Annotated in this window: 16 protein-coding genes; 13 read left to right on the top strand and 3 right to left on the bottom strand. The window is 44.4% G+C overall.

The features are described 5' to 3' along the window. Nucleotides 1–198: 198 nt before the first annotated feature. The 8 genes from sdhC to sucD all read left to right on the top strand — a co-directional run bounded on the left by sdhC (nt 199) and on the right by sucD (nt 9,908). On the top strand, nt 199–591 hold the full coding sequence (sdhC, locus tag L3V37_RS12930; RefSeq protein WP_017634811.1) for a succinate dehydrogenase cytochrome b556 subunit: 393 nt from the start codon (nt 199–201) through the stop codon (nt 589–591). Beyond that, the gene (gene sdhD / locus L3V37_RS12925; protein ID WP_005382169.1) at nt 585–929 is read left to right on the top strand and encodes a succinate dehydrogenase, hydrophobic membrane anchor protein; all 345 of its coding nucleotides are present in this window, start codon (nt 585–587) and stop codon (nt 927–929) included. The genes sdhC and sdhD overlap by 7 nt, the downstream gene beginning before the upstream one ends. Next, nucleotides 930–2,696, top strand: coding sequence for a succinate dehydrogenase flavoprotein subunit (gene sdhA, locus L3V37_RS12920; RefSeq protein WP_237306434.1), 1,767 nt, complete (start codon nt 930–932; stop codon nt 2,694–2,696). A gap of 15 nt (nt 2,697–2,711) precedes the next feature. Next, nucleotides 2,712–3,422, top strand: a complete 711-nt coding sequence (locus tag L3V37_RS12915) for a succinate dehydrogenase iron-sulfur subunit (RefSeq protein ID WP_005382174.1) — start codon at nt 2,712–2,714, stop codon at nt 3,420–3,422. Nucleotides 3,423–3,593: 171 nt separating this feature from the next. Beyond that, the gene (gene sucA, locus L3V37_RS12910; RefSeq protein ID WP_237306433.1) at nt 3,594–6,419 is read left to right on the top strand and encodes a 2-oxoglutarate dehydrogenase E1 component; all 2,826 of its coding nucleotides are present in this window, start codon (nt 3,594–3,596) and stop codon (nt 6,417–6,419) included. A 28-nt stretch (nt 6,420–6,447) separates the two neighbouring features. Continuing rightward, nucleotides 6,448–7,656: a 2-oxoglutarate dehydrogenase complex dihydrolipoyllysine-residue succinyltransferase gene (gene odhB, locus L3V37_RS12905; RefSeq protein ID WP_005382177.1), complete on the top strand. Its 1,209-nt coding sequence runs from the start codon at nt 6,448–6,450 to the stop codon at nt 7,654–7,656. Nucleotides 7,657–7,869: 213 nt separating this feature from the next. Further along, complete coding sequence (sucC, locus tag L3V37_RS12900; RefSeq protein ID WP_005382179.1) at nt 7,870–9,036, top strand: ADP-forming succinate--CoA ligase subunit beta; 1,167 nt, start codon at nt 7,870–7,872, stop codon at nt 9,034–9,036. Continuing rightward, the gene (gene sucD / locus L3V37_RS12895) at nt 9,036–9,908 is read left to right on the top strand and encodes a succinate--CoA ligase subunit alpha (protein WP_005382181.1); all 873 of its coding nucleotides are present in this window, start codon (nt 9,036–9,038) and stop codon (nt 9,906–9,908) included. The genes sucC and sucD overlap by 1 nt, the downstream gene beginning before the upstream one ends. A gap of 119 nt (nt 9,909–10,027) precedes the next feature. On the opposite strand, the gene znuB is transcribed toward sucD, so the two are convergent. Both znuB and znuC read right to left on the bottom strand, forming a co-directional pair. Beyond that, nucleotides 10,028–10,813, bottom strand: a complete 786-nt coding sequence (znuB, locus tag L3V37_RS12890) for a zinc ABC transporter permease subunit ZnuB (protein ID WP_005382183.1) — start codon at nt 10,811–10,813, stop codon at nt 10,028–10,030. Continuing rightward, complete coding sequence (znuC, locus tag L3V37_RS12885; protein WP_005382185.1) at nt 10,806–11,594, bottom strand: zinc ABC transporter ATP-binding protein ZnuC; 789 nt, start codon at nt 11,592–11,594, stop codon at nt 10,806–10,808. Before znuC ends, znuB begins: the two co-directional genes overlap by 8 nt. A gap of 78 nt (nt 11,595–11,672) precedes the next feature. On the opposite strand from znuC, the gene znuA reads away from it, so the two are divergent. The 5 genes from znuA (at nt 11,673) to L3V37_RS12860 (ending at nt 19,704) form a co-directional block, all read left to right on the top strand. Beyond that, nucleotides 11,673–12,560, top strand: coding sequence for a zinc ABC transporter substrate-binding protein ZnuA (gene znuA / locus L3V37_RS12880; protein ID WP_065274261.1), 888 nt, complete (start codon nt 11,673–11,675; stop codon nt 12,558–12,560). Between the two features lie 202 nt (nt 12,561–12,762). Then, a complete protein-coding gene (locus tag L3V37_RS12875) occupies nt 12,763–16,140 on the top strand; it encodes an AraC family transcriptional regulator (RefSeq protein WP_237306432.1) in 3,378 nt (1,125 codons plus the stop codon). A gap of 833 nt (nt 16,141–16,973) precedes the next feature. Next, nucleotides 16,974–17,201 (top strand): FeoA family protein, encoded by a 228-nt coding sequence (locus L3V37_RS12870; protein WP_005382190.1) that lies wholly within the window; start codon nt 16,974–16,976, stop codon nt 17,199–17,201. Then, nucleotides 17,201–19,477: a Fe(2+) transporter permease subunit FeoB gene (feoB, locus tag L3V37_RS12865; RefSeq protein WP_132936498.1), complete on the top strand. Its 2,277-nt coding sequence runs from the start codon at nt 17,201–17,203 to the stop codon at nt 19,475–19,477. The genes L3V37_RS12870 and feoB overlap by 1 nt, the downstream gene beginning before the upstream one ends. Further along, nucleotides 19,474–19,704: a FeoC-like transcriptional regulator gene (locus tag L3V37_RS12860; RefSeq protein ID WP_005382192.1), complete on the top strand. Its 231-nt coding sequence runs from the start codon at nt 19,474–19,476 to the stop codon at nt 19,702–19,704. Before feoB ends, L3V37_RS12860 begins: the two co-directional genes overlap by 4 nt. 108 nt (nt 19,705–19,812) lie before the next feature. Here L3V37_RS12860 and L3V37_RS12855 read toward each other — a convergent pair whose 3' ends face one another. Continuing rightward, on the bottom strand, nt 19,813–20,334 hold the full coding sequence (locus L3V37_RS12855; protein ID WP_042523163.1) for a YqhA family protein: 522 nt from the start codon (nt 20,332–20,334) through the stop codon (nt 19,813–19,815). Nucleotides 20,335–20,468 lie beyond the last annotated feature (134 nt).

The raw sequence follows: 20,468 nt of genomic DNA, 5'->3' as shown, positions 1-20,468 counted from the left end.
TGGCAAAGAAAATTTTAGTTAAATCCTTATAAATTCGGGGCTAGAAACAAAGAGTGAGGTTTGTTGCTGGATTCCGTTTGTTAACAACTTGTTTACAATTATCTGAGTGGTTATTCGCGATATTTGTTAAATAGATGTTAACTTTTGTACGTTTGGAAGCTGAAATTGGTTATAACAATAAATGCTCAATGGAGCTGAGTGAGCAAGCCCGTGAAAGAAAGAAAGTCAAGACCTGTTAATTTAGATTTACAGACCATCCACTTTCCTATCACAGCAATCGCATCCATCCTACACCGTGTGTCTGGGGTAATTACGTTTGTTGCGGTCGGTATATTACTGTGGTTACTATCCATTTCTCTGTCATCCCCAATGGGTTTTATGGAAGCCGCTGACATCGTCGATAGCTTCTTCGTAAAATTCATCCTGTGGGGAATTCTTACTGCACTTGCCTACCACATCGCAGGTGGTATCCGTCACTTATTGATGGATCTAGGTCACTTTGAAGAACTAGATTCAGGCACGATGAGCGCTAAAGTCGCGTTTGGTGCAACAGCAGTATTATCATTATTGGCGGGGATCTTGGTATGGTAAAACACGTATCTTCATTTGGTCGTAATGGTGTACACGATTTCCTACTAATTCGTGCAACTGCAATCATTATGACGCTATACACGATTTATCTGATTAGCTTCTGTGCATTTTCAGATATCTCTTACGCATCTTGGACCCAATTCTTTGGTGGTACCTTCACTAAAGTATTCACCATGTTGGCACTTGTCTCGATCCTGATTCACGCATGGGTTGGTTTGTGGCAGGTATTAACTGATTACATTAAGTGCGCGAAACTACGTGGCGCACTACAACTTGGTGTTATTGCCGTGCTATTCGGCTATGTCTTCTCTGGTCTATTTATTCTGTGGGGTGCGTAAGTGTCTATTCCAGTTCGTGAGTTTGATGCCGTAGTAATCGGCGCTGGTGGTGCAGGTATGCGCGCTGCACTACAAATTTCAGAGCAAGGCCTATCATGTGCTTTGTTGTCAAAAGTATTTCCAACACGTTCTCATACTGTGTCTGCACAGGGCGGCATTACCGTTGCTCTGGGTAACTCGCACAAAGACGATTGGCAATGGCACATGTACGATACCGTTAAAGGTTCCGACTACATCGGTGACCAGAACGCGATTGAATACATGTGTAAAAATGGTCCTGAGTCAGTTATCGAGCTTGAAAAAATGGGTCTGCCATTCTCTCGTTTCGATAACGGTACCATCTACCAACGTCCATTCGGTGGTCAATCTAAAGAGTTTGGTGGTGAGCAGGCTGCTCGTACAGCCGCTGCTGCAGACCGTACTGGTCACGCACTTCTTCACACGCTTTACCAGCAAAACGTAAAACACAAAACAACCATCTTCTCGGAGTGGTACGCTTTGGATCTTGTGAAAAACCAAGACGGCGCAATCATGGGTTGTACTGCGATTTGTATGGAAACGGGTGAAATCTGTTACTTCAAATCAAAAGCAACCATTCTAGCTACAGGTGGTGCAGGTCGTATTTACGCATCGACCACTAACGCGCACATCAACACGGGTGATGGCGTTGGTATGGCACTTCGCGCAGGCGTTCCAATGCAAGACATGGAAATGTGGCAGTTCCACCCAACAGGTATTGCTGGCGCGGGTGTTCTAGTGACGGAAGGTTGTCGTGGTGAAGGTGGTTACCTTCTAAATAAAGATGGTGAACGCTTCATGGAGCGCTACGCACCAAACGCGAAAGACCTTGCTGGTCGTGACGTGGTTGCTCGTTCAATGATGATTGAAATCCGTGAAGGCCGCGGCTGTGATGGTCCTTGGGGTCCACATATCAAGTTGAAACTTGATCACCTTGGTAAAGAAGTACTTGAATCACGTCTACCAGGTATCTGTGAACTGTCTCGTACATTTGCACACGTTGACCCTGTGAAAGAGCCAATTCCAGTAATTCCAACTTGTCACTACATGATGGGTGGTGTACCTACTCAAGTCTCTGGCCAAGCAATTAAGCAGAAGGCCGACGGTAGCGAGATGGAAGTACAAGGCCTTTACGCATGTGGTGAGATTGCTTCTGTATCGGTACACGGTGCTAACCGTCTGGGTGGCAACTCATTACTAGACTTGGTCGTATTTGGTCGTGCCACTGGCTTGCACCTTGGCGAAACGCTAGCAGCGCAAGCAGAAGCTCGTCCTGCAACAGAATCTGATATTGAAGCGTCTCTAGCGCGTACTATGCGTTGGGAAAACAGCACTGGTGGTGAAGATCCAGTTCAGATTCGTAAAGACCTACAAGCATGCATGCAAAACAGCTTCTCGGTATTCCGTGAAGGCGATACGATGGCAACCGGTCTAGAAGAGTTGAAAGTGATTCGCGAACGTTTGAAAGACGCGCATCTAGCGGACAAGTCTTCAGAGTTCAACACGCAGCGTATCGAGTGTCTAGAACTTGATAACCTGATGGAAACCGCGTTTTCAACTGCCGTTGCAGCTAACTACCGTACAGAGAGTCGTGGCGCACATGCTCGTTTCGATTTCCCTGAGCGTGATGATGAGAACTGGCTATGCCACTCTATCTACAATCCGGAAACAGAAGCGATGACTAAGCGTGATGTGAACATGACGCCAACGCATCGTGAAGCTTTCCCGCCGAAAGTACGTACATACTAAAGGGAGGATACGACTATGAAATTAAACTTCTCTTTATACCGTTACAATCCGGATGTGGATACTAAGCCTTACATGAAAGAGTATACCCTTGAGGTAGACGAAGGCTCAGACATGATGGTGCTTGATGCATTGATTCTGCTAAAAGAGCAAGATCCAAGCATCGCGTTCCGTCGCTCATGCCGTGAAGGGGTATGTGGTTCTGATGGTTTGAATATGAATGGTAAAAACGGCCTAGCGTGTATCACACCGTTATCTGCTCTACAAGGCGATAAGATAGTTATTCGTCCACTACCAGGGTTACCTGTCGTGCGCGATCTTATCGTTGACATGACGCAGTTCTATGATAACTATGCGAAAGTTAAACCATTCTTGATTGATGATGGTGCATTACCACCATCACGTGAGAATCTACAATCGCCTGATGACCGTGCGCATTTAGATGGATTGTACGAATGTATCATGTGTGCATGTTGTACAACGTCTTGCCCATCATTCTGGTGGAACCCTGATAAATTCATCGGCCCAGCTGGTCTTCTCGCAGCGTACCGTTGGCTAATTGATAGCCGCGATACGGCAACAGATGAACGTTTGTCTGATCTTGATGATGCATTTAGCGTTTTTCGTTGCCATGGCATCATGAATTGTGTAAGTGTTTGTCCTAAGGGATTAAATCCGACGAAAGCCATCGGTCACATTAAGTCGATGTTGGTTAATCGTTCGGTTTAATTTACTCGCTCTTAGGAATGTCGCAGTGTTGCGGATCACCCGATATGACCGCTTCACTGCTTCAGTAATATTCGAGTAAAGAATACAAAAATTGCCGACCGTATTTTTAGTCGGCTCTTATAGCTCGGCAAAGACCGAAGCAAACGTGAAAACTACTGGTTAAGGGAAAATATGCACAACGGCGTGATGAAGGCATGGCTCGAGTCTTCACACTTGGCTGGCGCCAATGCAACGTATGTAGAGGACCTCTACGAACTGTATCTAAGTGATCCCGATCTGGTAAGTGAGGAGTGGAAACGTGTTTTTGAAGGCTTGCCTAAGCCATCAGAAGAAGTGGCAGAACAACCACATTCACGTGTCCGTGACTACTTCCGACGACTCGCTAGAGAAACAAAGCATTACAATGTCCAAGTTAGTGACCCAGATGTCGATGCAAAACAAGTAAAAGTTCTACAGCTAATCAACGCATACCGTTTCCGCGGGCATGAAGCTGCAGAATTAGACCCACTAGGTCTATGGCAACGCCCAACCGTGGCGGAGTTAGACCCTGCTTTTCATAATCTTACCGAAGATGACTTCGAAGAAACTTTCAACGTAGGTTCTTTTGCTGTTGGGCAAGAAACCATGAAGTTGAAAGATATCTATGAAGCCCTCAACAAAACTTATTGCGGTTCCATCGGTGCTGAATACATGCACATGACTGACACAGAGCAAAAGCGTTGGATTCAGCAGCGCCTTGAGTCTGTCGTAGGCCAGCCATCATTCAACAAAGATGAGAAGCGCACATTCCTAGAAGAGCTAACAGCCGCTGAAGGTTTGGAGCGTTACCTCGGGGCGAAATTCCCAGGTGCAAAACGTTTCTCTTTAGAAGGTGGTGATGCGCTGATTCCGATGACGAAAGAGTTGATCCGTCATGCGGGTACAAGTGGAATGCGTGAAGTGGTTATCGGTATGGCTCACCGCGGTCGTTTGAACATGCTGGTGAACGTACTTGGTAAGAAACCTCAAGACCTGTTTGATGAGTTCGCCGGTAAACACGACGAAACTTGGGGTACGGGTGATGTGAAATATCACCAAGGTTTCTCTGCTGATTTTGCGACTCCAGGCGGTGATGTTCACTTAGCACTTGCATTTAACCCATCGCACCTAGAAATCGTAAACCCGGTAGTCATGGGCTCAGTTCGAGCACGTCAAGACCGCTTGGGTGATAATCAAGGTAGCAAAGTACTTCCTATCACCATCCACGGTGATTCTGCAATCGCTGGTCAGGGAGTGGTTGCCGAAACGTTCAACATGTCTCTTGCTCGTGGGTTCCAAGTTGGTGGTACGGTACGTATCGTCATCAACAACCAAGTAGGCTTTACGACGTCTAATCCTCGTGACACGCGTTCTACGATGTACTGTACCGATATCGCGAAGATGGTGCAGGCGCCAATTTTCCATGTAAATGCAGATGACCCAGAAGCTGTTGCTTTTGTTACTCGCATTGCATTGGATTACCGTAACGAGTTCAAGCGCGATGTCGTGATCGATCTTGTATGTTACCGTCGCCACGGCCACAATGAGGCGGATGAGCCAAATGCGACTCAGCCTTTGATGTACCAGAAAATCAAAAAGCATCCTACACCACGCAAATTGTATGCAGATGTTCTGATCGACAAAAATGAGTCAGATATCGAGACAGCGACTCAGTTAGTCAATGAGTATCGCGATGGATTGGATCGCGGTGAAGTGGTTGTTAAAGAATGGCGTCCAATGGCGTTGCACTCTGTAGACTGGTCCCCTTACTTGGGGCACGAATGGGATATGGAGTGGGATTCAAAATACGACAAGACACGCCTTATTGAGCTAGGCAATCGTCTGTGTCAGTACCCAGAAAGCCATAAACTGCAAAGCCGTGTTAATAAGCTATACAACGATCGTCTAGCAATGATGACCGGTGAAAAAGCTATTGACTGGGGTATGGCTGAAACATTGGCGTATGCTACATTGGTTGACGATGGCAAGCGTATTCGTCTTTCTGGTCAGGACTCGGGTCGTGGTACTTTCTTCCACCGTCACTCGGTTCTTCATAACCAAACCGATGCAAGCACTTACATTCCATTAGCGAATATTCATGACAACCAAGGACCATTCCAAGTCTTTGACTCAGTATTGTCAGAAGAAGCTGTGTTGGCGTTTGAATACGGTTACGCAACAGCCGAACCAGGTGGTTTAACTATCTGGGAAGCACAGTTTGGTGATTTTGCCAACGGTGCACAAGTTGTTATCGACCAGTTTATCTCGTCAGGCGAGCAAAAGTGGGCGCGTTTGTGCGGTCTTACTATGCTTCTACCTCATGGTTATGAAGGTCAAGGTCCTGAGCACTCATCTGCACGTTTAGAGCGTTACCTTCAGCTTTGTGCTGAGCAAAATATGCAGGTTGTGGTTCCTTCAACACCGGCTCAGGTGTACCACATGATTCGTCGTCAGGTTGTACGCCCAATGCGTCGACCTCTCATTGTTATGTCGCCGAAATCTTTGCTGCGCCACCCTCTATGTACTTCAACGATTGAAGACTTGGCGGATGGTACATTCCAATCTGCAATTCCAGAAGTAGATGATTTAGAACCAAGCAAAGTGAAACGTGTCGTGTTCTGTGCTGGTAAGGTTTACTTTGACCTACTAGAGCAGCGCCGTAACAACGAGCAAGACGATGTTGCTATCGTGCGTATTGAACAGCTTTACCCATTCCCAATGGAAGAAGTACAAGCAGCAATTGCTCAATACACTAACGTTGAAGACTTCGTGTGGTGTCAGGAAGAACCTCAGAACCAAGGTGCTTGGTACTGTAGCCAACATAACTTCCGTGCCGCTATTCCTGCAGGTGCAAATCTTAAATACGCAGGTCGCCCAGCTTCTGCTTCGCCAGCAGTTGGCTACATGTCGGTGCACTTGAAACAACAAAAAGCGTTGGTTGAAGACGCTCTGAACGTGAACTCAAAAACTTCGAATTAAGAACTAGAAGTTAAAGGAAGAAACAGATATGACAATTGAAATTCTGGTTCCAGATTTACCTGAATCAGTTGCTGATGCAACCGTAGCGACATGGCACAAACAACCAGGCGACGCAGTAGAGCGTGACGAGGTTTTGGTTGACATCGAAACAGACAAAGTTGTGCTAGAGGTTCCAGCTCCGGAAGCTGGCGTTTTAGAAGCTATTGTTGAAGCAGAAGGTGCGACAGTACTTTCTAAACAAATCATTGCTAAATTGAAGCCAGGCGCAGTTGCAGGTGAACCAACTGCAGACAAAACAGAAGGTACTGAAGCATCTCCTGATAAGCGTCACAAAGCTGCGCTTAGCGAAGAAAGTAATGACGCACTAAGCCCAGCAGTGCGCCGTTTGTTGGCTGAACATGGCTTAGAAGCAAGCCAAGTGAAAGGCACTGGTGTTGGTGGTCGTATTACGCGCGAAGATATTGAAGCGCATCTTGCGAACGCTAAATCTGCGTCAAAAGAAGACTCGCCAGCAGTGGTTGACGTGCCAGCAGCAGCTCGCAGTCAGAAACGTGTTCCAATGACTCGCCTTCGTAAGACAGTTGCTAACCGTCTGCTAGAAGCGAAGAACAACACGGCAATGCTAACGACGTTTAACGAAGTCAACATGAAACCAATCATGGACCTTCGTAAGCAGTACAAAGATCAGTTCGAAGAGCGTCACGGTATTCGTTTGGGCTTCATGTCTTTTTACGTGAAAGCAGTAACAGAAGCGCTTAAGCGTTACCCAGAAGTAAATGCTTCGATTGATGGCGATGACATTGTTTACCACAACTACTTCGACATTAGCATGGCGGTATCAACGCCACGTGGTCTAGTTACACCTGTCCTAAAAGACTGTGACAAGCTTGGTTTCGCTGATGTTGAAAAAGGCATCAAAGAGCTGGCTATTAAAGGTCGTGATGGCAAGCTAACGGTAGACGAGCTAATGGGCGGTAACTTCACTATCACAAACGGTGGTGTGTTCGGTTCACTAATGTCTACACCAATCATCAACCCACCTCAATCAGCGATTCTTGGTATGCATAAGATCCAAGAGCGTCCGATGGCAGTGGATGGCAAAGTTGAAATCTTGCCGATGATGTACCTAGCGTTATCTTACGATCACCGCCTAATTGATGGTCGTGAATCAGTTGGCTTCCTAGTAACGATTAAAGAGTTACTAGAGGACCCAGCACGTCTCCTATTAGACGTTTAATATCGCTAAAACGTCTAGTTATCGTAGGTAGCTAGACGTTAAAAATTTCAATGGCTAGACTAGCTCAACGTTTGGCCTTCATTTTAATCCTTCAGTATGAGAACTCATGATGAAGGATTGATTTGAGAAGACCCTACAGACGTACAAGCAGCCAAGACTGCAGCGTTATGGAAATAATAAATCCCTTAAGGGAAAAACAAACGGAATATCGAAATGAATTTGCATGAATACCAAGCCAAACAGCTGTTTGCAGAATTCGGTTTGCCTGTGCCAGAAGGCTACGCGTGTGATACACCACAAGAAGCTTTTGAAGCCGCAGGCCGTATTAGTACAGCCAAGAAAGTAGTTAAATGTCAGGTTCACGCTGGTGGCCGTGGTAAAGCGGGTGGCGTAGAGCTACACGATACAAAAGAAGGCGTTAAAGAGTTTGCACAGAAGTGGTTAGGTAAAAACCTAGTGACTTACCAAACTGACGCTAACGGTCAGCCAGTAACAAAAATCCTTGTTGAAGAAGCTTCAAATATTGCGAACGAACTATACCTAGGTGCGGTAGTTGACCGTGCTAGCCGTAAGATCGTTTTCATGGCTTCTACCGAAGGTGGTGTGGAAATTGAAAAAGTTGCGGAAGAAACGCCGGAACTCATCCACAAAGCAGCAATTGACCCACTAGTAGGTCCACAAGCTTACCAAGGTCGTGAGCTAGCGTTCAAACTTGGTCTTGAAGGCGACCAAATCAAACAATTCGTTAAGATCTTTATGGGTCTTGGCACTATGTTCTCTCAGTACGATCTTGCTCTGCTAGAGATCAACCCACTTGTGATTACTGGCGAAGGCAACTTGCTATGTCTTGACGGTAAGATCAACATCGACTCAAACGCACTGTATCGTCAGCCTAAGCTTCGTGAAATGCACGATCCTTCACAAGAAGATGAGCGTGAAGCACACGCAGCTCAGTGGGAGCTGAACTACGTAGCACTAGACGGTAACGTTGGCTGTATGGTTAACGGTGCAGGCCTAGCAATGGGTACGATGGATATCGTAAACCTACACGGCGGCAAACCAGCTAACTTCTTAGATGTAGGTGGCGGCGCGACGAAAGAGCGTGTTGCTGAAGCATTCAAGATCATCCTATCTGATGACAATGTGAAAGCGGTACTTGTTAACATCTTCGGTGGTATTGTACGTTGTGACATGATCGCAGAAGGTATTATCGGTGCGGTTAAAGAGGTAGGCGTAAGCGTACCTGTTGTTGTTCGTCTTGAAGGTACTAACGCTGACCTAGGTCGCGAAGTTCTTGCTAATTCTGATGTTGATATCATTGCTGCTGAGTCGCTAACTGATGCTGCTCAGAAAGTTGTTGCTGCTGCGGAGGCTAAATAATGTCTGTATTAATTAACAAAGACACTAAAGTAATCTGTCAGGGGTTCACTGGTGGTCAAGGTACTTTCCACTCAGAGCAAGCTATCGCATACGGTACGCAAATGGTTGGTGGTGTGTCTCCAGGTAAAGGCGGCCAAACTCACCTAGGTCTTCCTGTATTCAACACAGTACGCGAAGCAGTAGAAGCGACTGGCGCAACAGCGACAGTCATCTACGTACCAGCACCTTTCTGTAAAGATGCAATCCTAGAAGCGATTGACGCGGGTATCGAGCTAATCGTAACGATTACTGAAGGTATCCCTACTACAGATATGATCGACGTAAAAGTGAAGCTAGAAGAAACTGGCGTTCGCATGATTGGCCCTAACTGTCCGGGCGTTATCACTCCTGATGAGTGTAAGATCGGTATCATGCCTGGTCACATCCACAAGAAAGGAAAAGTAGGTATTGTATCTCGTAGCGGTACTCTAACTTACGAAGCAGTTAAACAAACCACTGACGAAGGTTTCGGCCAGTCTACTTGTGTTGGTATCGGTGGTGACCCAATCCCGGGTTCAAACTTCATTGATATCCTAAAACTGTTCCAAGAAGACCCTGAGACAGAAGCGATCGTTATGATCGGTGAGATCGGTGGTACTGCAGAAGAAGAAGCAGCAGCATACATTAAAGAAAATGTAACGAAGCCAGTGGTTTCTTACATTGCTGGTGTAACTGCACCTCCTGGTAAGCGTATGGGCCATGCTGGTGCGATTATCTCTGGTGGTAAAGGTACTGCTGAAGACAAATTCGCTGCACTAGAAGCGGCTGGCGTTAAAACTGTGAAATCTCTAGCAGAGATTGGCCAAGGTCTACGTGAAGTGACGGGTTGGTAATCGACCACACTACTTAATAAGTATTAAAAAGCCTGCGATTTCGCAGGCTTTTCTTTTTCCGTTTCCGTGGATTTATGTTTGTTGTTAGCAAGGTCTTTCGCGTTTAATGTTCAATGCGATTATGCTTTGCTTTTAATCAGCTGGCTCAGCATAAATAAGGATGTTGCGCTGATCACTACGGAAGGGCCGGCCGGTGTATCGAAGTGCCATGATAGGCTAAGCCCCATCAGTACTGCCACAGAGCCAATAATGGATGCGAACAATGCCATTTGCTCTGGTGATGAAGAGACTTTACGTGCTGTTGCGGCTGGGATAATTAGGAGCGAAGTCATGATCAACGCGCCAACGAACTTCATACCTACTGCGATTACTACACCCACCATTAGCATTAACACCAATCTAACTAAGTCTGTATTCACGCCCTCAACAGCGGCAAGTTCTTCACTAACAGTGCTAGAAAGCAGTGGGCGCCAGAAGACGTACAAACACGCACTTACCGCAACAACACCTGCGTAAATAAACATCAGGTCTTGTGGAGAGACGGCAAGTAAGTCCCCAAATAGGTAGCTCATTAAATCGACGCGCACGTTTTCCAAAAAGCTAACCGATACTAAACCGATAGAGAGTGCACTGTGTGCCAAGATACCTAACAACGTGTCTGTAGCCACAAGTTGTTGCTTTTGCAGAGTGACAAGCAAAACGGCCAGAGCTAAACAGCAGACGAGTAGCGCAAGGTAGAGATTTACGTTGAGCAAGAAGCCCAGCGCTAAGCCCATTAACGATGCATGAGCTAGGGTATCTCCGAAGTAAGCCATTTTACGCCAAACGACAAATGACCCAAGTGGACCGGCAATGATCGCGATACCAATACCAGCAAGAATAGAAGGTAGGAGAAACTCAATCATGATGGTGATGTCCGTGTTTATGGTGGGAGCATGATGTCGCATCACCGCTTACTGGCGTTCCGGATAAATCGTGATGATGGTGCTCATGGTCGTGATGATAAAACGCGAGAGACTCTCTCGCTGCATTGCCAAATAGTGCGATGTAAGAAGGGTGCTGAGTAATAGTGGCAGGTGAACCTGAGCAGCAAACATGGTGATGCAGACAAATAACATCGTCCGTTTTCGCCATCACTAAATGTAAGTCATGCGATACCATAAATACGCCACAATCAAAGCGGTGACGAATGCTCTCAATTAAGTCATAGAGATCGATTTGACCTTGGATATCCACCCCCTGAGCTGGTTCGTCTAATACCAATAGCTGAGGACGTTGAAGCAGAGCGCGAGCCAGTAACACTCGTTGGTTTTCACCACCGGATAAGCGATGCATATTACTATTAAGTAAATGTTCAGCGCCAACAAGCCGTAATGCATCAATGCACTCCTGCTTACTGTATTTTCCTGCTAAATTTAGAAAGCGGGTTACATTCAATGGAAGGGAGTCATTGAGCTTCAACTTTTGAGGAACGTAACCAATTTTCAGTTTTCTTTGTCGGTTCAACTTGCCGCTAGTTGGCTTTTGAAGACCTAAGATAACTTTGACTAACGTTGATTTTCCCGCTCCATTGGGACCAATTAGGGTAGTTATTTTGCCCTTTTCTAATTCCATACTAATGTTATCGAGAACTCTGCGGCCATCGAACTCGACGCATAACTGCTCAAGATGGACTAAGGAAGACATGAATGAAACTCATTTGCAAATCAATAATGTTATAATGTAACATTATCTCACTTTCCACGCCATATCCCAAGTAAAACTATGAAAAGAGCATTAATTCTTGCTGCCTCAGCAATGTTAACACTGCCAGCACAGGCGGTAACGGTACTGACGAGTATCAAACCTATTCAGTTGTTAGTAACAGAGCTTACTCAAGGAGTAACTTCACCAGACGTGTTATTGCAGTCTAACACATCACCCCATGACTACGCTTTGCGTCCATCGGATGTTAAAAAGGTCGCTTCGGCTGATTTGGTTATCTGGTACGGACATGATCTTGAACCGTTTCTAGAGAAAGTTGTTTCGGATAGATCGAATACTTTGACTATTAGTCAAATTCCAAATCTAGAATTGCGTGAATTTGATAGTGAGCACAACCATGACCATGATGGGCACGATCATGGCTCACATGATCCGCACTTTTGGCTAGGTGTAAGCCAAGCACAACAAGTGGCCAAGGCTGTTGTGAATCAACTTGTATCACTTGATCCGGAAAATGCAGCTCAATATCAAGCGAACCTCAAAAAGTTTGAACTCGAGCTAAAAGACACTGACCAACAGATAAAGCAGAAGCTGGCACCAGTAAAAAACAAAGGTTACTTTGTATTCCATGATGCTTACGGTTATTTCGAAGATCGTTATGAACTAAATCAAATGGGGCATTTTACTGTGAGCCCGGAACGCAAGCCAGGAGCGAAGACCTTAATTCAAATTCGTCAAAAGCTAAGTGGTGGAGATGTGGCTTGTGTATTTTCTGAACCTCAGTTTACCCCGGCTGTCGTTCAGAGCGTAATGAGAGGCAGTGATGTCACTAAAGGCGAGCTTGACCCGTTAGGGAGTACAATTGAAGCAAAACCTGGCAGTTACTTTACTTTTCTCAACAATATGGCGAATAGTTTTGAGCAATGCTTGAACAAAAAGTCAGATTAAGTGCTGTCGTAATGTAGGAGTAGTCTTTTTAACGTGATCCAGTAGTAAGAATTACAACCTTTGGTAAGGCGAGCCTTTTCTCAGAAAGTAATTGAGATATCATTACCAATAATTATCAGCTCAAAATAACCGTATCAATCCATGTTTTACAAACGATGAACGGTCACTTTCAGAGCACAAATTGATACAAAAGGTTTTCGTCTTGCTACGCCAATTAGCCCTTGCTCTGTTGGGCTTTGTCTTATCCTACCAAGCATTTGCGCTTCATAATGCAAATGCAATCTTTTACCCTTTGCCAACTCAGGCAAAGGGTACTTTTATCGCGGCTAAAAAGTTGTTCTTGGGTGAAAAGGGCGGTTTGTGGATTCATGACGTACACGGACGAGTCCTGTTTTACGATGGTCAAACTATATTGCCTAAATCAGGTAGCTTCCTACAAACGTCGGCTAAGCAGTTGGCTTATCATAAAGGTGCTTTTTGGACCTTTATTGAAAATGAGGTCTATCGAACTTATCCAAATCAGGAACGACGTTTAGTCTTTAGTTTAAATCCAGGCTCACAAATAAGAAAAATAGGGTCTTCAAAGAACTATATTTGGGTGAGTGATGGCTCGCATTTCTATACCTACAATATCGACACTAGCGAGTTAAACTCTTTCTCTCTATTGCAGCTCTATCAACATAGTAATAATAGCTACGTTTACATTAATGATGCGGTGCTAGTTGAAACGAAGTGGGCACTAGCAACGACTTCCGGCTTCTATCTTTCTGAAGGTGATAAGTTTGACCATGTCGCTGCCTCAGGTCAAAGCTACATTGAGAAAGTCTATTATTCACACACGCGAAGAGAAATTTTGATAGGTACATTGCGTGGCGCTTTAATTTTCAACATTTACCAGCCTGATAAAGAAGTGATTAGAATTGGCGGCTCACATGTTTTGACATTCGCAGAGACAAATAAAGAGTATTGGGTGGGGACAGAGCATGGCCTTTATTTGTACTCATTTTTTTCAGGTGAGGTCACCGAAGTCGCGCCTGCAAGTTTTCTTGAGTTAGAGTTAGATAACACGAAGATTTATTCGTTGTTGAGCGACAATATGGGAGGGATGTGGATTGCGACTAACCAAGGTATTCGTTATTACTCGCTATTTAGTAAAAAATTTGAACGAGTGACCTTTAGTAGTTATGACTCACACACCCTATCAGGACGAATTCGGCAAACTATTGAAGGTCCTGATGGTGCGCTTTGGTTTGCTGATGACCGAAAGATTTATCGTTCAGGAAAGAGTGGGATTAACCAAGTCTTAGAGTTGGAGTCGCAGATCAATGAATTTGCGTTTCAAAACGGCATGCTTTGGCTTGCAACCTCAAAAGGGCTGGAAATATTTGATCTAAATGGTCTCAACAAGATTACATTTCCTTATTTACAGGTTATGGCCGGACATGCCGTAGAGCATGTGACCGTTGATGGTGATGACCGTCTTTGGGTATCAAGCGGATATCATCTTTACAATGTTGATACTGCTGCACAAAGCGTACGAAACTTTGGAAGTGAGTGGCTAGTAAGTCAGTATTTGCCTGCTAAGGTTACGCGCCTATATGATACTGAAGATGCCCTATTAATAGGCACCGATCATGGCGTATACCAATACAGTAATGACAACATCCAGTTTATCCGTTTTTCAGAAAAGTTTGGTGAATCATTAGACATGACCACGGCGGTTGATGGCAGCCAGTGGTTTGCTTCATCTTATGGTGTGTTTAAAACAGATACACGAAGCGATGAAAAACGTGTTGTTGAAATGAGTGAGCCCAACGCCAGACCTGCTTGCTTGATCAGAGACAGGCAAGGTGTATGGTTAGCTTCCTCTGTTGGTTTAAGCTATTACCACCTTTCGGGTGAGTTAGTGAAACATTACTCATCGTCATCAGGCTTAATGAACAATGAGTTCCTCCCTGGTATTTGTAGCGTTATACAGCAGACAGAAATTGGTGAGCGAGAGCTTGTTCTGGGGTCGAAGTACGGACTCGTAAAAGCAGAAGCATCCAAGCTGCTTGTATCTAATCCCCCAGAGTCTAAGTTTATTGTTAGCCAAGTTGTGCTTGAAAATGAAGTTCTGCAAGTTGGTAGTGCCGATCTGAATGGGCTCACACTGCCATATGGATCTTCGCTGAGTTTTTTATTCGGTGTGATGCCAAAACCAGACAGTCAAAATTTGTACTATAGATTGAACAACGATGACCCATGGCAAACGTTAGAGGGGGGCCAACTGACACTCGAGCACCTTAGTTCCGGTGAATATCACTTGCAGGTCAGTAATGAGTCTCAAGTTGCCACTGGAGTCGTTGGTTTAGAATCTCACTTTATCGTCCTTCATCCTTGGTATCTATCGCGATTTGCTATTTTAGGCTTTGTCGTAGCTAGTATTGCGGTCGTCGCATTACTTGTTTTCTGGCGCTCTCGCTACGTTGTACAGGCTAACCGTGATCTAGCAGCTCAAGTGACTCTCAAAACGAATCAGTTAAGACATCAGAGTAGAGTGTTGCTTACGAGCAACCAGCAATTACGTAAACAGATTCAAGTTAGAAACCTACTCGTAGACCATGTAGCTCTATCCATAAAATCAAGCGTCGACTTTATTGTGGCGAAACTACCTATGCCTCTGGATACTGCGACGGAGGATCATTTGGCTAAAACGAATTGGCAGTTAAATGAACTCAAAAGTGTTCCAAGTGATGTAAGTGGTGGGAGCCAGAACTACAACTTGAGTCAGATAACTCAGTCAGTGGTTGATGTATGGCAAGATGACTTTGCAAAAGCGGGTATTTTGGTAGAGCTAGAAGATGAGAGCAAGCAGAGCCGGGTTGCTCTGGAAAGCTTTAATCTTGATGTTATTTTCAATAGCATTTTTGCCAATATCATCAAGCGCTCTTTCCGAGGTCAAACGGTTAGAATTATGCTAGAAGAGGGGCATGATATTGTGTCATTGAGCTTTCTTGATTACGGGACGCAATTACCTAATAAAGTCGCGACTGGGTTTCCATCTAACTTAAATCACTCTGAGTTGAGTATTGACCACCTTGCCCAATTAGTGACAACGAGTGGTGGTTATTTGGCTGTCTTCTCTTCTGATGCTCAAAACAAAGTCGAGATTACATGGCCATCTGCGAAGGAAAGGAGTTATCTGGATGAACCGCAGCAAGAACTCAATCCTGTAACTATTGCAGAAGATCAAGTCACACCAGAGAAAGAGTGGTTGCAAAAAGTCTATCAATTAGTGGCAGAGCATTACCATGATCCTGAATTTGGCACTGCGTCAGCCGCTAAAATGCTGTATATGTCTGAACGCTCTTTGCAGAGACGTTTTAAATCTGCCTCGTCAAGAACGTTAAAAGACTATGTCACAGAGGTTCGTTTGGAAACGGCGTGTGAACAGTTATTGGCGGGTGAGAAAATCAGTGAAGTCGCCTTTAACTGTGGCTTTAATGATCCATCTTACTTTAGCCAAAAGTTTAAGTTGCATTTTGGTTTGCCCCCTTCCAAGTTTGCTTTGACTCAAGAAAGCCAAGAAATTAACTAGAAAACCTTCATTATACGCTCCCTAGTTAATAGTTAAGATGCTGGGGAGCTGCATACAGTGCTCTATTATTGCTGCAGTTGCTAACGCAGTAAGTTTCATTGTTTCTTCATCACATCTAGCCTACAAGTCCATTCTCAACACGTAAGCACGATCACGTTCTATCTGTTAGTCGCGATGTTCATAGCAATAAGCATAAATGGCTTCAAGAGAATGATTTACTGATAGTTGCAACAAATAAATGACAGTTGTATTGCTGTATCAAAAGAGCGTGGTTCATTTGGGGGAGTGATGGCATGCGACATTCGTGAAAACGAAAACTGTGTTGAAAAGATGAATAAGGTAAAGAAGTTTTGAAAGAGGTGAAAAAAAATATCGTGGTATAGCCGGGGGGACTATACCACGGGTGTCAAGGACACCTTCGCTTGCTGCCGGAGTGACATGTTGCCATGCCACCTCTGGAATTTATTAGAGAGGTTGCCCTCTCGATGGAGTAACTATACGAGAGGTTACTTATTTTTCTTATAAAAATAACGCCATGTTTATATGAGAAAAGCGACAATGTTTGGTTTTTTACTTAAACCATTGTTTTAATTTGAATTTTTTGTTTTCTGTCTTGGTTTGTGACATTTTTGTTTCGTTAGGTGTCATTTTTAATTGTTAATTTTGACGTAAATAACGAGAGGAAATTTACGAAGTTAACGTTTGAAAGCGTGAAAACATTTACGGAATCTTTGATTTCACACAAGGATTGAAGGGGTATAGGGGAGTAATATTGGCAACCTAAACTTATTAAATAATAATATTTCTCATTAGCAATACTCTTAAGGGCCACTATGAAGTTATCAGAGATTAATCCTGGCGATACGGTGACGATTCGGTTGTTAGATGGTCTTTCATCAGATATCAGAAAGAAACTCATGGTAATGGGGCTGCTTCCCAATACAGAAGTCAAAGTGATTCGACGTGCGCCAATGGGCGATCCTTTACAAGTCGAAGTCCGTGGTGTATCTGTCGCATTGCGAGAAACAATTGCTCAGAAAATTGAAGTGGAGCGAGTGTAATGCAATATCAAGTGCTAACCGTAGGTAACCCTAATAGTGGTAAAACGACGCTATTTAATGGTTTAACTGGCGCAAAACAGCAAGTTGGTAACTGGGCAGGCGTCACGGTTGAAAAGAAAACGGGACAATTCAAGCATGCTGGGGATGAGTTTTTGCTCACTGACCTTCCGGGTATTTACTCATTAGACAGTGGTAATGATAGTAATAGTATTGATGAATCCATCGCATCGCGTGCGGTTCTAACTCATCCTGCTGATCTCATTATTAACGTGGTGGATGCTACAAGTTTAGAGCGCAGCTTATATATGACGCTGCAACTTCGCGAACTTGGTCGCCCTATGATTGTTGTCCTCAACAAGATGGATGCGCTAAAGCGTGAACGTCAGATGATTAACGTTGCAGAGCTTGAGAAAACGTTAGGTTGTCCGGTTGTCAGTTTATCTGCAACCAATAAAACTCAAGTGGCAGAGTTTAAAGAAAAGCTTCATAAATCCATCGTTCAAGGAGTGCCACTTAAGGAATTGTCTTTGCATTACGGTGAGAAGATGGAGTCGGCAATTCAAACGGTTTCCGCACTTTTTAACGACCAAACCGTCGCTCATCGTGCACTAGCGATTCGTGCGCTTGAAAAAGACACAATGGTGCTCAATAGTCTTTCTGATATTGATAGAAGCAAAGTATTGGAAGTCATTACGACGTTAGATTTGGATATCGATTTGCATGTCGCGGATACTAAGTACACGCATCTGCATGAACAGTGTAAAAAAGTTCGCCGAAGCGAAGGCAAGTTAAGTCGTAGTGTGACTGAAAGACTCGACCAGTTTATTTTGAACAAGTGGATTGGAATTCCTTTCTTCTTTGTTGTTATGTACCTGATGTTTATGTTCTCGATTAACATCGGTAGTGCATTTATCGACTTTTTTGACATTGGTGTGGGCGCATTGTTGGTTGATGGTGGTCACCACTTGTTAGACGGTCATTTGCCTGTGTGGTTAGTGACGGTTCTTGCTGATGGTATCGGTGGTGGTATCCAGACGGTTGCAACCTTCATTCCGGTTATCGCGTGTTTGTACCTGTTCCTAGCGGTACTTGAGAGCTCAGGTTACATGGCTCGCGCAGCATTCGTACTAGATAAAGTGATGCAGAAGATCGGTCTACCGGGCAAAGCATTTGTACCGTTGGTTCTTGGTTTTGGCTGTAACGTTCCGTCAATCATGGCAACTCGCACTCTAGACCAAGAACGTGAGCGTAAACTGGCTGCATCTATGGCGCCATTTATGTCATGCGGTGCTCGTCTGCCTGTATACGCACTATTCGCTGCAGCATTCTTCCCTGGTTCTGGTCAGAACATTGTATTCGCACTTTACCTACTTGGTATTGTAGCAGCGATCTTCACAGGTCTTTTCCTTAAGCACACGCTTTACCCAGGTAGCAGTGACAGCCTAGTAATGGAAATGCCTGATTACGAACTTCCGACGCTACAAAACGTGGTGATCAAAACTTGGCAAAAGCTAAAGCGCTTTGTACTTGGTGCAGGTAAAACCATCGTTATCGTTGTTGCTATTCTGAGTTTCTTCAACTCATTGGGTACTGATGGCAGTTTTGGTAACGAAGACAGCGAAAACTCTGTGCTTTCTAAAGCAGCGCAAGTAGTGACTCCAGTATTCTCACCAATCGGTGTTCAAGAAGACAACTGGCCAGCGACGGTAGGTATCATTACTGGTATCTTCGCAAAAGAGGCGGTAGTTGGTACTTTGAACAGTCTATACACTACGCCAAGCGACGGTGAAGACGCAGAATTTGATCTAATGGGCAGCCTAGAAGAGGCAGTAATGAGTATCCCTGAAAACCTAGCCGGTTTGAGCTACTCAGATCCACTAGGCATTGAAGTGGGTGACTTAACTGACTCAAATGCCGTTGCCGAAGAACAAGAAGTCGATGCTTCTATCTTCGGTAACATTAAATCTCAGTTTGCTTCTGGCAATGCCGCATTTGCTTACCTAATCTTTATCCTACTGTACACACCTTGTGTGGCGGCGATGGGGGCTTACGTACGTGAGTTTGGTCATAAGTTCGCACGCTTTATTGCGGTTTGGACAATGGGCTTGGCTTACCTATGTGCGACGTTCTACAACCAATTGACGCATTTCGCAGATAGCCCAGTAACAAGTGGTATTTGGATGGCTGTGATCGTAGCTATCTTCTTTGGCACATACCGTGTGTTCAAACAAGTTGGTAAGAAACAAAACGGTGCATTAGAGGCGCAAATAGCATGATTTTAAAAGAGCTTTATCAATACATTGCAGACAAAGGAACCGTCTCCCAGTCAGATCTGGCTAAACAGTTTGGGATGAGTGAAGATGGCGCCGACGCGATGTTAAACGTGTGGATTAAGAAGGGCAAAATTAGCCGCCTAGTCGACACTAATAAAGCTCATGACGTGACTCGTGTTCGCTACTCAGTGACTAAACAAGATGGTTTGTCTCTGACAGTCACCATGTAGCGACTATCAAAATTAGTCACCTAAAAATTATCACGTAAAAACGACAAAGCCGCATCAGCAATGATGCGGCTTTTCTTTTGCTGGTTATTGTTTGTGAATACAGCGAAATTAATGCTCTTCAGAGTGTTTAGTCGCGCCTAACCCTAGGAACTTCAAACCAAGACTTAAAACTAAAATCGAAATAGGTAATGTTAAGATCGTCCAATCTAAGCTGTCGAAGTTAATCAGCACGAGCTCTAAGAATTTCACAAACAAGATCACGATGATGACTTCAGCCAAAATGTTTTTTAGATGGCCGATGTTTGGGGTTCTGATCCAATGCAAAACCGACTGCTCTTGTGTTTTCGCTTTAGCTTTGTTGGAAATAAATAGTGTGTAGATGCCGTGAGCAAAGATGAACAAAACTAGTGCGACAAGAAACGTATCCAGTGACTTGATCAAATAAGCGATCGCGATGTCTGCTTTATCTAAATGTGCGAGTGCTTCTGGAGGTGTTTGATTAAGAATGAAGACCGCAAATGCTGAATAGGTTTTTGCTGCACCCATAAGAAAAAGCAAGAATGAAGCAGCCATAGAACAGATGATGGCGATCCAGCTGACGTATCGGAATGTGTTGAAGACTTGTTTCATGATGACCCTCTCTAACTGAGCTGGTAGTCTAAACAAGTTTTATTTTAGTGATAATCCCAGAAAAATGAGAAAGATTGTTACAAATACGTATTAATCTTTCTCTGTCTGTTTCAGCCGTATTCAAAGGCGAATTA

It is taken from the genome of Vibrio sp. D54 (genome assembly GCF_021728075.1).
In the GTDB taxonomy this organism is placed as follows: Bacteria; Pseudomonadota; Gammaproteobacteria; order Enterobacterales; family Vibrionaceae; genus Vibrio; species Vibrio alginolyticus.
Note: the sequence above shows the minus strand (reverse complement) of the source record. Positions and strands in the feature narration are given on the sequence as shown.

What these genes read in the sequence shown, in the direction of transcription:
- sdhD (WP_005382169.1), top strand. Translation starts at nt 585, where the DNA reads ATGGTAAAACACGTATCTTCATTTGGTCGTAATGGTGTACACGATTTC.
- L3V37_RS12915 (WP_005382174.1), top strand. Translation starts at nt 2,712, where the DNA reads ATGAAATTAAACTTCTCTTTATACCGTTACAATCCGGATGTGGATACT.
- sucA (WP_237306433.1), top strand. Translation starts at nt 3,594, where the DNA reads ATGCACAACGGCGTGATGAAGGCATGGCTCGAGTCTTCACACTTGGCT.
- odhB (WP_005382177.1), top strand. Translation starts at nt 6,448, where the DNA reads ATGACAATTGAAATTCTGGTTCCAGATTTACCTGAATCAGTTGCTGAT.
- sucC (WP_005382179.1), top strand. Translation starts at nt 7,870, where the DNA reads ATGAATTTGCATGAATACCAAGCCAAACAGCTGTTTGCAGAATTCGGT.
- sucD (WP_005382181.1), top strand. Translation starts at nt 9,036, where the DNA reads ATGTCTGTATTAATTAACAAAGACACTAAAGTAATCTGTCAGGGGTTC.
- znuB (WP_005382183.1), bottom strand. Translation starts at nt 10,813, where the DNA reads ATGATTGAGTTTCTCCTACCTTCTATTCTTGCTGGTATTGGTATCGCG.
- znuC (WP_005382185.1), bottom strand. Translation starts at nt 11,594, where the DNA reads ATGTCTTCCTTAGTCCATCTTGAGCAGTTATGCGTCGAGTTCGATGGC.
- znuA (WP_065274261.1), top strand. Translation starts at nt 11,673, where the DNA reads ATGAAAAGAGCATTAATTCTTGCTGCCTCAGCAATGTTAACACTGCCA.
- L3V37_RS12870 (WP_005382190.1), top strand. Translation starts at nt 16,974, where the DNA reads ATGAAGTTATCAGAGATTAATCCTGGCGATACGGTGACGATTCGGTTG.
- feoB (WP_132936498.1), top strand. Translation starts at nt 17,201, where the DNA reads ATGCAATATCAAGTGCTAACCGTAGGTAACCCTAATAGTGGTAAAACG.
- L3V37_RS12860 (WP_005382192.1), top strand. Translation starts at nt 19,474, where the DNA reads ATGATTTTAAAAGAGCTTTATCAATACATTGCAGACAAAGGAACCGTC.
- L3V37_RS12855 (WP_042523163.1), bottom strand. Translation starts at nt 20,334, where the DNA reads ATGAAACAAGTCTTCAACACATTCCGATACGTCAGCTGGATCGCCATC.